At 73.5% G+C, this 14,685-nt stretch carries 13 protein-coding genes; 12 read left to right on the top strand and 1 reads right to left on the bottom strand.

From position 1 onward, the window contains the following. The first annotated feature begins 4 nt into the window (after positions 1-4). Positions 5-544 carry a hypothetical protein gene (locus tag AB0K07_RS28470; protein ID WP_363759905.1) on the top strand — a complete coding sequence of 180 codons (540 nt, stop codon included), beginning with the start codon at positions 5-7 and terminating at the stop codon, positions 542-544. Then, the gene (locus AB0K07_RS28465) at positions 541-2,385 is read left to right on the top strand and encodes an ABC transporter ATP-binding protein (RefSeq protein WP_363759902.1); all 1,845 of its coding nucleotides are present in this window, start codon (positions 541-543) and stop codon (positions 2,383-2,385) included. Before AB0K07_RS28470 ends, AB0K07_RS28465 begins: the two co-directional genes overlap by 4 nt. On the opposite strand, the gene AB0K07_RS28460 is transcribed toward AB0K07_RS28465, so the two are convergent. Beyond that, entirely contained in the window at positions 2,355-4,190 is a 1,836-nt protein-coding gene (locus AB0K07_RS28460) for a BTAD domain-containing putative transcriptional regulator (RefSeq protein ID WP_363759899.1), read from the bottom strand. The two genes, AB0K07_RS28465 and AB0K07_RS28460, sit on opposite strands and share 31 nt — an antisense overlap. A gap of 318 nt (positions 4,191-4,508) precedes the next feature. Between AB0K07_RS28460 and AB0K07_RS28455 the strand changes: the two genes are divergently transcribed. The 10 genes from AB0K07_RS28455 (at position 4,509) to AB0K07_RS28410 (ending at position 14,684) form a co-directional block, all read left to right on the top strand. Then, entirely contained in the window at positions 4,509-5,720 is a 1,212-nt protein-coding gene (locus tag AB0K07_RS28455; RefSeq protein ID WP_363759896.1) for a nucleotide sugar dehydrogenase, read from the top strand. Then, positions 5,717-6,511: a glycosyltransferase family 2 protein gene (locus AB0K07_RS28450; protein WP_363759894.1), complete on the top strand. Its 795-nt coding sequence runs from the start codon at positions 5,717-5,719 to the stop codon at positions 6,509-6,511. Before AB0K07_RS28455 ends, AB0K07_RS28450 begins: the two co-directional genes overlap by 4 nt. A gap of 8 nt (positions 6,512-6,519) precedes the next feature. Further along, the gene (locus AB0K07_RS28445) at positions 6,520-7,545 is read left to right on the top strand and encodes an NAD-dependent epimerase/dehydratase family protein (protein WP_363759891.1); all 1,026 of its coding nucleotides are present in this window, start codon (positions 6,520-6,522) and stop codon (positions 7,543-7,545) included. Between the two features lie 167 nt (positions 7,546-7,712). Further along, entirely contained in the window at positions 7,713-8,714 is a 1,002-nt protein-coding gene (gene argC / locus AB0K07_RS28440; RefSeq protein WP_363759888.1) for an N-acetyl-gamma-glutamyl-phosphate reductase, read from the top strand. Next, positions 8,711-9,883 carry a bifunctional glutamate N-acetyltransferase/amino-acid acetyltransferase ArgJ gene (gene argJ, locus AB0K07_RS28435; protein WP_363759885.1) on the top strand — a complete coding sequence of 391 codons (1,173 nt, stop codon included), beginning with the start codon at positions 8,711-8,713 and terminating at the stop codon, positions 9,881-9,883. The genes argC and argJ overlap by 4 nt, the downstream gene beginning before the upstream one ends. Then, positions 9,880-10,767: an acetylglutamate kinase gene (gene argB, locus AB0K07_RS28430; RefSeq protein WP_363759882.1), complete on the top strand. Its 888-nt coding sequence runs from the start codon at positions 9,880-9,882 to the stop codon at positions 10,765-10,767. Before argJ ends, argB begins: the two co-directional genes overlap by 4 nt. After that, positions 10,764-12,023, top strand: a complete 1,260-nt coding sequence (locus AB0K07_RS28425; protein ID WP_363759879.1) for an acetylornithine transaminase — start codon at positions 10,764-10,766, stop codon at positions 12,021-12,023. The genes argB and AB0K07_RS28425 overlap by 4 nt, the downstream gene beginning before the upstream one ends. Further along, positions 12,020-12,964: an ornithine carbamoyltransferase gene (gene argF / locus AB0K07_RS28420; RefSeq protein WP_363759876.1), complete on the top strand. Its 945-nt coding sequence runs from the start codon at positions 12,020-12,022 to the stop codon at positions 12,962-12,964. The genes AB0K07_RS28425 and argF overlap by 4 nt, the downstream gene beginning before the upstream one ends. After that, positions 12,961-13,476: an arginine repressor gene (locus tag AB0K07_RS28415; protein WP_363759873.1), complete on the top strand. Its 516-nt coding sequence runs from the start codon at positions 12,961-12,963 to the stop codon at positions 13,474-13,476. The genes argF and AB0K07_RS28415 overlap by 4 nt, the downstream gene beginning before the upstream one ends. Next, the gene (locus AB0K07_RS28410) at positions 13,473-14,684 is read left to right on the top strand and encodes an argininosuccinate synthase (RefSeq protein ID WP_363759870.1); all 1,212 of its coding nucleotides are present in this window, start codon (positions 13,473-13,475) and stop codon (positions 14,682-14,684) included. The genes AB0K07_RS28415 and AB0K07_RS28410 overlap by 4 nt, the downstream gene beginning before the upstream one ends. Position 14,685 lies beyond the last annotated feature (1 nt).

The raw sequence follows: 14,685 nt of genomic DNA, 5'->3' as shown, positions 1-14,685 counted from the left end.
CCTCATGGCGCTGCTGACCGTCGCCGTCGTCCTCGTCGCCGCCCTCGGCCTGCTCAACCTGATCCTGCTGCTCGGCGTGATCCGTCGGCTGCGTGAACACACCGACCTGCTCAGCGACCAGCAGGGCCAACCTCCGGCGGTGATGCTGGAGGTCGGCTCGATCCCCGGCGACTTCGTCTCGACCACCGTGGACGGTCGCATCCTCAGCCGGGCCGACCTTCCGCCGATGACCCTGGTCGCGTTCCTCTCGCCGAGCTGCGAGCACTGCGAGGAGCAGTTGCCACTGCTCGTCGACCGGGCGCGGACGATGCCCGGCGGCGCCGAGCACGTCTGGATCGTGGTGGTCGGCAAGGGCCCGGAGACCCAGCCGTACGCCGAGCAGTTCACCGGTCTGGCGACCGTCTTCGTCGAACCCGGCACCGGTGCGCTGCCGCTCGCGTTCGGGGTCAAGGGGTTCCCCGCGTTCGGGCTGCTCGACGAGCGCGGGATCGTCGCGTCGACGGCGTTCGGCATCGCCCGGTTGGACCTGCCGGTGGCGCGGTGACCGGGCCCCGGCTGGCACCGCGACGGGCCGCCCGGCACGCCCGGGCGGCCCTGGGCCTGACCTGGCGGGCCGCCCCGGTGGGCACCGCCACGGACCTGGTGCTGGCCGTGCTGGCCGGGCTGACCCCGGTGCTCGTCGCCGCGCTGACCAAGCTGCTGCTGGACGGGCTCACCGGTGGTGGCTCGGCCGCCGTCCCGCTGACCGCGCTCGGTGCCGGCCTGGCCGTGGCCGCCGCGCTCGGCACGGTCCTGCCGCACCTGCGCACCTACGTGGCGGCGGAGCGGTCGCGGGCCGTGTCCCGGCTGGTGCGCCGCAGGCTGTACGACGCAGTGCAGCGCCTGATCGGGTTGGTCCGGTTGGAGGACCCGGAGTTCCAGGACCGGCTGCAGGCCGCCCAGCAGACCGGTCACCTCGGCCCCACCCAGCTGACCGGCAACGCCTTCGGCGCGGTGCAGAGCGTGCTGGCGATGGGTGGTTTCCTCGGCGTCCTGCTGATGCTCAACCCGCTGATCGGGGTGCTGGTGCTGGTCGCCGCGCTGCCCACCCTCTGGATGCAGTTGCGGCTCAACCGGGCCCGCGCGGCGATGGTGCTGCGGCTGGAGCACTTCCAGCGGCGGGACCTCTTCTTCGCGCAGCTCCTGGTGGGCGTGCCGGCGGCGAAGGAGGTGCGGCTGTTCGGTCTGGGCCGGTTCTTCGGCGACCGGATGCTCGACGAGCTGCACTCGATGCACCGGGTGGAGCAGCGGCTGGACCGTCGGGAGGTGCGGGCCCAGGCCGTCCTCGGCCTGCTCGGCGCGACGGTGGCCGGCATCGGCGTGGTCTACACCGTCTCGGTCGCGCGCGCCGGTGGGCTGACCCCCGGCGACGTGGTGATCTACCTGGCCGCCGTGCCCGGGGTGCAGGGCGCGCTGGGCAGTCTGGTCGGCCAGCTCGGCGCGATCCACCAGGCGCTGCTGCTCTTCGAGCACTACGACGAGGTGGCGCACGTCGAACCGGACCTGCCGGTGCCGGCCACGCCCCGGCCGGTCCCGCCGCTGACCGAGGGCATCGAGCTGCGCGACGTGTGGTTCCGCTACTCGCCGCGGCATCCGTGGGTGCTGCGCGGCGTGGACCTCCACCTGCCGGCCGGCTCGACCACCGCGCTGGTCGGGCTCAACGGCGCCGGCAAGAGCACCCTGGTCAAGCTGCTCTGCCGGTTCTACGACCCGGAACGCGGCAGCATCCGGTGGGACGGCGTCGACCTGCGTGAGCTCGATCCCGGTGCGCTGCGGGAGCGGCTGGGCGCGGTGTTCCAGGACTTCATGCCGTACGACCTCAGCGCGGCGGAGAACATCGCGCTGGGCGACCTGAGCGCGCGTGACGACCCGGAGCGGCTGCGGGCCGCCGCCCGGCACGCCGGCATCGACGAGGCGCTGACGGCGCTGCCCCGCGGCTACCAGACGCTGCTGACCCGGATCTTCTTCGACGGCCCGGACCGGGACGACCCGCAGACCGGGGTGGTGCTCTCCGGCGGCCAGTGGCAGCGGGTGGCGCTGGCCCGGGGGTTCCTGCGGGCCGACCGGGACCTGCTGATCCTCGACGAGCCCAGCTCCGGTCTGGACGCCGAGGCGGAGCACGACCTGCACCGCCGGCTGGGCGAGCTGCGCCGGGGCCGGACCAGTCTGCTCATCTCGCACCGGCTCAACGCGGTACGCGACGCGGACACCATCGTGGTGCTCGCCGACGGCCGGGTCATCGAGCGCGGCGACCACGGGCAGCTGCTCGCCGCCGCCGGCGGGTACGCCCGGCTGTTCACTCTCCAGGCCCGCGGCTACCGGGAGGACACCCCGGCCCCGGTCTGACCGGCGGCGTGCCCGTTCGCTTCGGTGGCGGCGAGTTCGGCGGCGTAGAGCCGGACCAGCTCGCCGATGTGGAACCGGCCCGGCCCGGCCGGCTCGGCGAGCTGCGCGGCGACCAGCCGGTCCAGCGCCCGCGCCGCGTCCTCCGGCCGGGCCCCGGTCAGGGCGGCGGCCAGCTCCGCGGTGACCGGCCCGGGATGGGCCCGGCCGAGGAGGCGGAAGACCTGCGCCGCCGAGCCGAGCCGGCGGTAGCTGGCGCTGAGCCGGGGCCGCAGCCCGGTCTCGGCCAACCGGTACCGCTCGTCGCGCAGCCGCCGGGCCAGGCGGGTCAGCGACCAGTGCGGCCCCTCGGTCAGCCGACCGGACGCGGTGTGCAGCGCGAGCGGCAGCCGCTCGCAGAGCTCGACCACCGCGCAGGCGGCCTCCGGCTCCTCGTCCACCGGGCGGTCTCCGGCGGTGGCCCGCAGCAGCGCCAGCGCGTCGGTGGGCGGCAGCGGGTCGAGGCGCAGCGCCCGGCCGTCGCCGGTGATGACCGGGGTGCGGCTGGTGACCAGCAGCGCGCACCCGCCGCGCACCGGCAGCAGGCCGTCGACCTGGGCGGCGTCGGCGGCGTTGTCGAGCACCAGCAGGACCCGACGGCCGAACAGCAGGGACCGGACGCGGGCCCGCGCCTCCGCCACGCTGGTCGGCTCCGGCTCGCCGGTGACGCCGCGCAGGGCCCGCAGCGCCCGGGTGGCCACCTGCAACGGCATCGGTGGGACGTCGGCGACCGACCCGCCGAGGTCGAGGTGGAGCTGGCCGTCGGGGAAGGCGTCCAGCGCCTCCGCGGCGGCGCGCAGCGCCAGCGCCGACTTGCCGGTGCCGGCCATGCCATAGACGGCGATCGTGACCGGCTGTCGCCGGGCCTCGGCGAGCGCGCAGCGCAGCCGGGCCAGTTCGGCCCGCCGGCCGACGAACGGCGCGGCGGGGCAGGGCAGCTCGTGTGGCACCCGGGGTGGTTCGACGGGGCGGGCCCGGGTGCGCGTGGCGCCGCGCCGCCGGGGCGGGGTCGCCGGCCGGGGGGCGTGCCGGCGGATCGACCGGTACAGCTCGGTCAGCTCCGGCCCGGGTGTCACGCCCAGCTCGCCGGCGAGTGCCCGGCACGCCGCGCGGTAGGTCTGCACGGCGCCGGCCGGGTCACCGGCGCGCTGCTGGGCGGTCATCAGCAGCGCCCACCCGGGCTCGCGCAGCGGATGCTCGGTGAGGTGCGCGCGGAGCAGCGTCAGCAGCGCCGGCGTGCCGGGGTCGCCCAGGTCCAGCCGGCAGGCCGCGTAGGTCTCCCGCGCGCCGGCCCGCCGCTCGCGCAGCCGGTCGAAGGCGGCGGCGGTCGCCGGCCCGTACGCCGGTGGCGGCTCGGTCGGCGACCAGAGTGCGAGCGCCCGGCCGAGCAGGGTGGCCGCCAGCTCCGGCTCCCCGCCGATGCGGGCGGCGTGCCCCTCGGTGGCCAGCCGTTCGAACTCGGCGGCGTCCAGCTCGCCCGGCTCGACCCGGAGCAGGTATCCACCGTGCTCGGCGGGCAGCCGGACCGGTTCGCCGGGGGAGTCGAGCAGGTGGCGCAGTTGGCTGGCGTGGCTGCGCAGGTTCGCCACGGCCGAGGCGGGCGCCCGCCCGCCCCACAGCTCCTCGCGCAGTCGTTCGGCGGGGACCGCCATGCCGGCGTGCAGCAGCAGGGTGACCAGCAGAGCGGTGGGTCGGCCGGCCGGCACCCGCACGGGCTGGCCGTCGCGGCGTACCCGGACCGGACCCAGGATCTCGAACGACAGGCCCATGCGTCCTCCGTCGGGTGCCCCCATGGGCCGGACGGGCCGGCCCCACCGCCAGACAGTCATGTTAGTCGATTGACTGGGAGCTCAGTCGAGATCGGAGGCGGCGCATCCGTCGATGGCCCCGCGCGGGTGAGCGCGGCGCCTGAGAAGCCCCGCACCGTCGCGCAGCGTCATCGGACGGGTTCACCGCGTACCCCATCGGCCGAAAGGGCACCAGCCACAGCATGTTCGGCTACCCGCGAGTCACCTCCGAGCGGTTAGCCTGCTTGGATTCCGGCGACCACCGGAAGACACCCCCACCACCCCCATGGGAGTTGATCCATGTCCGAGGATCGGGCCGCGCAGGTCACGACAGCCGACATCTGCATCGTCGGCGGCTGCGGTCGGGTGGGTCTGCCCCTGGGCATCGCCTTCGCCGCCCGTGGCCTCTCCGTGGTCCTGTACGACATCAACGCCGACGCGGTGGCCACGGTGAACGCGGCCCGGCTCCCGTTCGCCGAGCCCGGCGCCGCGGACCCGCTGGCCGAGGCGGTCGCCGCCGGGCGGCTGCGGGCGACCACCGACCCGGCCAGCGTGGGCGGCTCCGAGCACCTGGTGGTGGTCGTCGGCACGCCGGTCGACGAGCACCTCAATCCGGACCTCGGCGCGGTGCCCCGGGCCCTGGAGCGGTGCGCCGAGCACCTGCGCGACGGGCAGCTCGTGGTGCTGCGCAGCACCGTCTACCCGGGAGTGACCGCGCTGACCGAGAAGCTGCTGACCGGCAAGGGCATCCGCGCCGACGTGGCGTTCTGCCCGGAGCGGATCGCCGAGGGGCGGGCGATGACCGAGCTGTTCACGCTGCCGCAGATCGTGGCGGCCCGGACGCCGACGGCGCTGGCCCGGGCGGAGAAGCTCTTCCGGCACCTCACCGAGGAGATCGTGCCACTGGAGCCGGAGGAGGCGGAGCTGGCCAAGCTCTTCACCAACACCTGGCGCTACATCAAGTTCGCCACCGCCAACCAGTTCTGGATGATGGCCAACGACTTCGGCCTCGACTTCGCCCGGATCCGGCACGCGGTGGCGTACGACTACCCGCGCGCGGCGGACCTGCCGATGCCCGGCTTCGCCGCCGGGCCGTGCCTGTTCAAGGACACCATGCAGCTCGCGGCGTTCAACCGGAACAACTTCGTGCTCGGCCACTCGGCCATGCTGATCAACGAGGGGCTGCCGCTGTACCTGGTGTCCCGTCTGGAGGACCGGTTCGACCTGTCCGAGATGACGGTCGGCATCCTCGGCATGGCGTTCAAGGGCGGCAGCGACGACCCGCGCGAGAGCCTGGCGTACAAGCTGCGCAAGATCCTGGCGCTGAAGACCCGGGAGACGCTCTGCACCGACCCGTACGTGGCCGACGAGCGCTTCGTCGACCTGGACGAGGTGCTGCGCCGGGCCGACCTGCTGGTCATCGCCGCGCCGCACGAGCAGTACGCCCGACTGGAGACCGACATCCCACTGATCGACATGTGGGGGCTGACCGGGCAGGGGGTGCGGGTGTGACGCCGCGTGTCTCGGTCGTCGTCCCGGTCTACAACGAGGGCGAGGCGATCGTCCGCTGCCTGGAGCGGATGCTGCGGGAGATGCTGCTCCCGGCCGAGGTGCTCATCGTGCACGACATGCCCGAGGACACCACCGTGCCGTACGCCGAGCAGATCGCCCGGCAGGACCCGCGCGTCCGGGCGGTGCTCAACACCTACGGCCGGGGGCCGGCGAACGCGATCCGGTTCGGCGTGGACGCGGCCCAGGCCCCCGTCGTGGTGGTGACCATGGCCGACGGCTGCGACGACCCGCGCCAGATCGACGAACTGGCCCGGCTGGTGGACCGGGGTGTGGTGGTGGCCGCCGCCTCCCGTTACATGCCGGGCGGGCAGCAGGTGGGCGGGCCGCGGCTGAAGCGGATGATGTCCCGGTGGGCCGGGCGCAGCCTCTACACCTTCGCCCGGGTCGGCACCCGGGACGCCACCAACAGCTTCAAGGCGTACGACACGGCCTTCGTCCGGGAGGTGGGCATCGAGTCCCGGACGGGTTTCGAGATCGGCCTGGAGCTGACGGCCAAGGCCACCCGGCTGCGGCTGCCGGTGGCCGAGATTCCGACCATCTGGCTGGACCGGCCACTGGGCGAGTCCCACTTCGACCTGGGCCGGTTCCTCCCCGGTTACCTGCGCTGGTACTTCTTCGCCTACGGTCGGCGGCTGAGCCGGGAGAAGCTCGCCGCGGGCACCGTCGCGGCGGCCGTGCCGGCCCCGCGCGACCCGCAGGACAACAGCACCGAGTACGAGAAAACCGTTTAGGAGCGCACGTGGCGAAGGTCCTGGTAACTGGTTCGGCCGGATTCATCGGCGGCTACCTCGTCGAGGAGCTGTTGGACCGGGGTCACGAGGTGGTCGGGGTCGACAACTTCTCCAAGTACGGGCCGGTGACCCACAGCTACGACGACCATTCCCGCTACCGTTTCGTGGAGGGTGACGCCCGCGACGTCGATCTGCTCACCGAGCTGCTGGACGGCTGCGACCACCTGGTGGCCGGGGCGGCGATGATCGGCGGGATCTCCTACTTCCACGCGTACGCCTACGACCTGCTCGCCACCAACGAGCGGATCATGGCGGCGACGTGCGACGCGGCGATCCGTGCGCACCGGGACGGGCGGCTGGCCAAGGTCACCTACCTCTCCTCCTCGATGGTCTACGAGTCGACCGAGCAGTGGCCGAGCCGGGAGGGCGACGAGCGGCGCGTCCCACCGCCACTGTCGTCGTACGGGTTCCAGAAGCTGGCCGTGGAGTACTACGCCCGCGCCGCCTGGGAGCAGTACCAGGTGCCGTACACGATCGTCCGGCCGTTCAACTGCGTGGGCGTGGGCGAGGGGCGGGCGCTCGGCCAGGCGGAGGTGCTCTCGGGCAACGTGAAGCTGGCCATGTCGCACGTCGTACCGGACCTGGTGCAGAAGATCGTCAAGGGGCAGGACCCGCTGCACATCCTGGGTGAGGGCAACCAGGTGCGCCACTACACGTACGGCGGCGACCTGGCCCGGGGGATCGCCACCGCGATCGAGCACCCGGCCGCCCGCAACGAGGACTTCAACCTGTCGACCGCGGAGTCGACCAGCGTGCTCGCGTTGGCGGAGCTGATCTGGCACAAGATCAAGGGCCCGGACGTGCCGTTCCGGTACGTCTCCGACGAGCCGTTCCGCTACGACGTGCAGAAGCGCGTGCCGGACGTCACCAAGGCCCGTGAGGTACTCGGGTTCACCGCGACCACGTCGCTGGACGTGATGCTCGACGAGGTCGTCCCCTGGGTGAGCCGGGCCGTCGCGGAGGGTCGCCTCTGACCGTCGCGTCCCGTTTCCACCCCCGCCGTCCGGCCCGTGTCGCCCCGCGACCGGGCCGGAGGTGTGTCCGGCGCCACTCGCATCATTCCCATGCAGTGGACTGCATGAACTTGCAGCGCCTCGATCATGACTGCTAGCCTTCGTTGCATAGTCATGCGGAGGTGAGTATGGGAATCCGAGTCGCGGTCGCCGGAGCGAGCGGCTACGCCGGGGGCGAGCTGCTGCGCCTGGTCGCCGGGCACCCGGAGTTCGACCTGGTCGCTGCCACCGCGCACAGCCAGGCCGGGCACCGCGTCGACGCGGTGCACCCGCAGCTCACCGGGCTCGACCTGGTGCTCGGCGAGACCGACCCGACGACCCTCGCGGACGCGGACCTGGTCTTCCTGGCGCTGCCGCACGGCCAGTCGGCGGTGCTGGCCGCCCAGATCCCGCCCCACGTGCGGATCGTCGACGTCGGTGCCGACCACCGGCTCGCCGACCCGTACCACTGGGCGCAGTACTACGGCGGCCCGCACGCCGGCCAGTGGACCTACGGCCTGCCCGAGCTGCCCGGCCAGCGGGAGCGGATCGCCGGCTCCACCCGCGTGGCGAACACGGGCTGTTACGCCGCCGCGATCATCCTGGCGCTCGCGCCGCTGATCGCGGCCGGTGCGGCCAACCCCGCCGACGTGGTCGTCGTCGCCGCCTCCGGCACCTCCGGCGCCGGACGGGCGGCCAAGCCGCACCTGCTGGCCAGCGAGGTGATGGGGGACCTGTCGCCGTACCGGGTCGGCACCCACCAACACGTGCCGGAGATCAAGCAGGCGTCCGGGGCGACCGGCCTGTCGCTCACCCCGGTCCTGGCGCCGATGCCGCGCGGCATCCTGGCCACGGTCACCGCGCTGCCGGCGCAGGGCATCGATCCGCAGCACGTGCTGGCGCAGGCGTACGCGGACGCGCCGTTCGTGCACGTGCTGCCCGAGGGCAGGTGGCCACACACCGCGGCCACGCTGGGCTCCAACTCCTGCCACCTGCAGGCCACCGTCGACGTCGACTCCGGCCGCCTGATCGTGCTCAGCGCGCTGGACAACCTGGGCAAGGGCGCCGCCGGTCAGGCCGTCCAGAACGCCAACCTGATGCTCGGCCTGCCGGAGACCACCGGCCTCTCGGTCTGGGGGGTAACCCCATGAGCGTCACCACCCCACGGGGGTTCCGGGCGGCCGGGGTGGCCGCCGGCCTGAAGGCCAGCGGCGGCGCCGACGTCGCGCTGGTGGTCAACGACGGCCCGGACGCCGGTGTCGCCGGGGTCTTCACCACCAACCGGATCAAGGCCGCGCCGGTGCTCTGGACCCAGCAGGTCGTCAACGGCGGCGTGGTCCGGGCGGTGGTGCTCAACTCCGGTGGCGCCAACGCCTGCACCGGCCCGGCCGGCTTCCAGGACACCCACGCCACCGCCGAGCACACCGCCGCCGCGCTGACCTCGGTCAGCCCGCGGCTGATGCTCGGCGCGGGGGAGGTGGCGGTCTGCTCGACCGGGCTGATCGGTGAGCGGCTGCCGATGCCGAAGCTGCTGCCCGGTGTCCGCTCGGCGATCCGGGGGCTGTCGCGCGACGGCGGTCCGGCCGCCGCCGAGGCCATCATGACCACCGACACCCGACCGAAGACCACGGTGGCCCGGGGCAGCGGCTGGACGGTCGGCGGGATGGCCAAGGGCGCCGGAATGCTCGCGCCGGGAATGGCCACCATGCTCTGCGTGCTGACCACCGACGCGGTGGCCGGGCCGGCGACGCTGGACGAGGCACTGCGCGCCGCCACCCGGGTCAGCTTCGACCGGGTCGACTCCGACGGCTGCATGTCGACCAACGACACCGTGCTGCTGCTCGCCAGCGGCGCGAGCGGCATCGAGCCGACGCCGGCCGAGCTGGCCGCCGCGGTCACCGCCGCCTGCCACGACCTGGCCCAGCAGCTGGTCGCCGACGCCGAGGGCGCCACCAAGCAGATCGCCATCGACGTGGTCGGCGCCGCCGACGAGGACGACGCCGTGGAGGTCGGCCGCTCGGTGGCCCGCAACAACCTGGTGAAGACCGCGCTGTTCGGCAACGACCCGAACTGGGGCCGGATCCTCGCCGCGGTCGGCACCACCGCCGCCGCGTTCGAGCCGGACGGGGTGGACGTGGCCGTCAACGGGGTGTGGGTGTGCCGGCGCGGCGGCGCCGCCGAGGACCGCTCGAAGGTCGACCTGACCGGGCGGGACGTGACCATCCGGATCGACCTGCACGCCGGCACGTCGGCCGCGACGATCTGGACCAACGACCTGTCCCACGCGTACGTGCACGAGAACTCGGCGTACTCGACATGAGCCTCAGCACCGACCTCACCCGCGCACAGGTCAAGGCGGAGACGCTGATCGAGGCGCTGCCCTGGCTGGCGCGCTTCTCCGGCTCCACGGTCGTCGTCAAGTACGGCGGCAACGCCATGACCGACCCCGGCTTGCAGCGGGCGTTCGCCGCCGACATGGTCTTCCTGCGCTACGCCGGTCTCAAGCCCGTGGTGGTGCACGGCGGCGGCCCGCAGATCTCCGCCATGCTGGGCCGGCTCGGCATCGCCAGCGAGTTCCGTGGCGGCCTGCGGGTGACCACCGCCGAGGCGATGGACGTGGTCCGGATGGTGCTGGTCGGGCAGGTGGGCCGGGAACTGGTCGGGCTGATCAACTCGCACGGCCCGTTCGCCGTCGGCCTATCCGGCGAGGACGCCCGACTGTTCACCGCGGTGCGCCGCCCGGCGTACGTGGACGGGTTGCCGGTCGACGTCGGCCAGGTCGGCGACGTCGAGTCGGTGGACGTGTCCGCGGTGACCGACCTGATCGCGGCCGGCCGCATCCCGGTGATCTCCACGGTCGCGCCGGACGCCGACGGGGTGCTGCACAACCTCAACGCGGACACCGCCGCCGCCGCTCTGGCCGTCGCGTTGCGGGCCCGCAAGCTGGTCGTCCTCACCGACGTGGCCGGCCTGTACGCCGACTGGCCGGACACCACCAGCCTGGTCTCCGAGATCGCCGCGGACGACCTCGCCACGCTGCTGCCCAGCCTCGAGTCGGGAATGGTGCCGAAGATGGAGGCCTGCCTGCGGGCGGTGCGCGGGGGAGTGCCCGCCGCGCACGTCGTCGACGGTCGGGTGGCGCACTCCACGTTGCTCGAGGTCTTCACCTCGGAAGGGTTCGGAACGATGGTGATCCCGTCATGAGCACGCTGGTGCAGCGTTGGTCGCAGTCCATGATGGACAACTACGGCACGCCGCCGGTGGCGCTGGTCTCCGGCTCCGGTGCCGTCGTGGTCGACGACGCCGGCCGAAAGTACCTCGACCTGGTGGGCGGGATCGCGGTCAACGCCCTCGGCCACGCCCACCCGGCCGTGGTGGCCGCCGTCTCGAAGCAGGTCGCCACCCTCGGGCACGTCTCCAACCTCTACGTCGCCGAGCCACCGGTCGCGCTGGCCGAGCTGCTGCTGGCGCTCGCCGGCCGGCCCGGCCGGGTCTTCTTCGCCAACTCCGGCGCGGAGGCGAACGAGGCGGCGTTCAAGCTCTCCCGGCGTACCGGCCGCAGCCACGTGGTGGCCACCCGGGGTGGTTTCCACGGCCGCACGATGGGCGCCCTGGCGCTGACCGGCCAGCCGGCCAAGGCCGATCCGTTCCGTCCGCTGCCGGGCGAGGTGACGCACGTCGACTACGGCGACGTCGCCGCCCTCGAGGCGGCGGTCACCGACGCCACCGCCATGGTGATCCTGGAGCCGATCCAGGGCGAGAACGGCGTGGTCGTACCGCCGGCCGGCTACCTCGCCGCCGCGCGGCGGATCACCACCCGGCACGGGGCTCTGCTGGTGCTCGACGAGGTGCAGACCGGCATCGGACGCACCGGGCACTGGTTCGCCCACCAGGCCGAGGGCGTGGAGCCGGACGTGGTGACCCTGGCCAAGGGGCTGGGCGGCGGGCTGCCGCTCGGCGCCACGCTGGCCTTCGGACGGGCCGCCGACCTGCTCACCCCCGGCTCGCACGGCACCACCTTCGGTGGCAACCCGGTCAGCTGCGCCGCCGCGCTCGCCGTGGTGGCGACCATCGCCAACGAGGGGCTGCTGGATCACGTGAAGCGGGTCGGCGAGCGGCTGCGCCGCGGGATCGAGGCGCTGGACCATCCGCTGGTCGCCGGGGTGCGCGGCGCCGGTCTGCTGCTCGGTGTGGCGCTCACCGCACCGGTGGCGCCGGTGCTCACCGAGGCGCTGCGCGAGGCCGGTTTCCTGGTCAACCCGGTGCAGCCGGGCGTGGTCCGGCTGGTCCCGCCGCTGATCCTCACCGCCGCCCAGGCGGACGCCTTCCTCGCCGCGCTGCCCGCCGCCCTGGCCGCGACGGCTCCGGCCGCCGCCACCGGCGCAGACCTCGGCGGCAAACCGCCCGCCCAGGTGCACGAACCCTCCACGACGCCGACCACGACGGGAACGACCGCATGAGCCGGCACTTTCTGCGCGACGACGATCTCTCGCCCGCCGAGCAGGCCACGGTGCTCGACCTGGCCGCGCGGATGAAGACCGACCGGTTCGGCCATCGGCCGCTGTCCGGGCCGCGCTCGGTGGCGGTGCTCTTCGACAAGCAGAGCCTGCGCACCCGGATCTCGTTCGACGCCGGGATCGCCGAGCTGGGCGGGCACCCCCTAGTCGTGGACACCCAGGTCACCCACTTCGGCCGGGGCGAGTCACTGGCCGACGCCGGCCGGGTGCTGTCCCGCTACGTCGCGGCCATCGTGCTGCGCACCCACGGCGACGACCGGATCGCCGAGGTCGCGGCGGGCGCGAGCGTGCCGGTGATCAACGCCCTCACCGACGGCTTCCACCCCTGCCAGCTGCTGGCCGACCTGCTCACCGTCCGCGAGCGGTGCGGCGGCACGGCCGGTCGCACCCTGACCTACGTGGGGGACGGCGCGAACAACATGGCGCAGTCGTACCTGCTGGCCGGGGCGACGGCCGGAATGCATGTGCGGATCGCCGGGCCGGCCGGCTTCGCACCGGACCCGAGCGTGCTGGAGCGGGCGGCGCAGATCGCGGCCGGCACCGGCGGGTCGGTGCGGGTGCTGACCGATCCGGGCCAGGCGGTACGCGACGCCGACGTGCTGGCCACCGACACCTGGACCTCGATGGGGCAGGAGGACGACGGGCTGGACCGGATCACCCCGTTCCTGCCGTACCAGGTCAACAAGGCACTGCTCGGCCAGGCCGCGCCGGACGCGATCGTGCTGCACTGCCTGCCCGCGCACCGCGGCGAGGAGATCACCGACGAGGTGCTCGACGGCCCGCAGAGCGCGGTCTTCGACCAGGCGGAGAACCGGCTGCACGCCCAGAAGGCGCTGCTGACGTTCCTGGTCGGCGCCGAGGCCGCGATCGGGGAGTCCCGATGACCGCCCCGCTGACCCGCGCCGCCCGGCACGCCCGGATCGTGGAGCTGATCCGCGACAAGGCCGTCCGTTCCCAGACCGAGCTGGCCGACCTGCTCGCCGCCGACGGCGTCGGAGTCACCCAGGCCACCCTCTCGCGGGACCTGGAGGAACTGGGCGCGGTCAAGGTGCGCGGCGGCGACGGGCCGGCGGTCTACCTGATCCCCGAGGACGGCCACCGGCCGCTGCGCGACGCCGAGGCGGCCCCCGCCCGGCTGGTGCGGCTGCTGCGTGAGCTGCTCAACGGGGTCGACTCCAGCGGCAACATCGCCGTGCTGCGTACCCCGCCGGGCGCAGCCCATTACCTGGCCAGCGCGTTGGACCGAGCGGGCCTGCCCGAGATCGTCGGCACCATCGCCGGCGACGACACCATCCTCGTCGTGGCCCGCGAGGCCGTCGGCGGGGCCGCACTCGGCGAGAAGCTCGCCGGCTGGGCCCGCCGGGAAGACAACGTTGAAGGGAGCACCACACAATGACCGAGCGGGTCGTCCTGGCGTACTCCGGAGGGCTGGACACCTCCGTCGCCATTCCCTACCTGGCCGAGCAGACCGGCGCCGAGGTGATCGCGGTAGCGGTCGACGTCGGGCAGGGCGGCGAGGACCTCGACGCCATCCGGCAGCGCGCGCTGGACTGCGGCGCCGCCGAGTCCGAGCTGGTCGACGCGCGTGACGAGTTCGCGGCCGACTACTGCCTGCCGGCCATCCGGGCCAACGCCCTCTACATGGACCGCTACCCGCTGGTCTCGGCGCTGTCCCGGCCGCTGATCGTCAAGCACCTGGTGGCCGCGGCGCGCAAGCACGGCGGGACCATCGTCTCGCACGGCTGCACCGGCAAGGGCAACGACCAGGTCCGGTTCGAGGTCGGGCTGAACGCGCTCGCCCCCGACCTGAAGATCATCGCGCCGGCCCGGGACTTCGCCTGGACGCGAGACAAGGCGATCGCGTTCGCCGAGGAGAAGGGACTGCCGATCGACGTGTCGGCCAAGTCGCCGTACTCCATCGATCAGAACCTGTGGGGCCGGGCGGTGGAGACCGGCTTCCTGGAGGACATCTGGAACGCCCCGATCGAGGACCTCTACTCGTACACCTCCGACCCGGCACAGGACCGCGACGCCGACGAGGTCGTGATCACCTTCGACGCCGGCGTGCCGGTGGCCATCGACGGTGAGACGGTCACCCCGTACCAGGCGATCCTGGAACTGAACCGGCGCGCCGGCGCGCAGGGTGTCGGCCGGCTCGACATGGTCGAGGACCGGCTGGTCGGCATCAAGAGCCGCGAGGTGTACGAGGCTCCCGGCGCGATCGCGCTGATCACCGCCCACCAGGAGCTGGAGGCGGTCACCGTGGAGCGGGACCTGGCCCGGTTCAAGAAGAGCGTCGACCAGCGCTGGGGTGAGCTGGTCTACGACGGCCTGTGGTTCTCGCCGCTGAAGGACTCGCTCGACGCCTTCATCGACGACGCGCAGCGGCACGTGAGCGGCGAGGTGCGGATGACCCTGCACGGCGGCCGGGCGACCGTCACCGGTCGGCGCTCCGAGGCGAGCCTCTACGACTTCGGGATGGCCACCTACGACACCGGCGACACCTTCGACCAGTCGCTGGCCAAGGGGTTCGTGCAGCTGTGGGGCCTGCCGAGCCGGATGGCCGCCGCGCGGAACGCCCGGCTGGGCGGCTCCGGCCGGTGAC

It is taken from the genome of Micromonospora sp. NPDC049301 (genome assembly GCF_040678715.1).
Classification (GTDB): domain Bacteria; phylum Actinomycetota; class Actinomycetes; order Mycobacteriales; family Micromonosporaceae; genus Micromonospora.
Note: the sequence above shows the minus strand (reverse complement) of the source record. Positions and strands in the feature narration are given on the sequence as shown.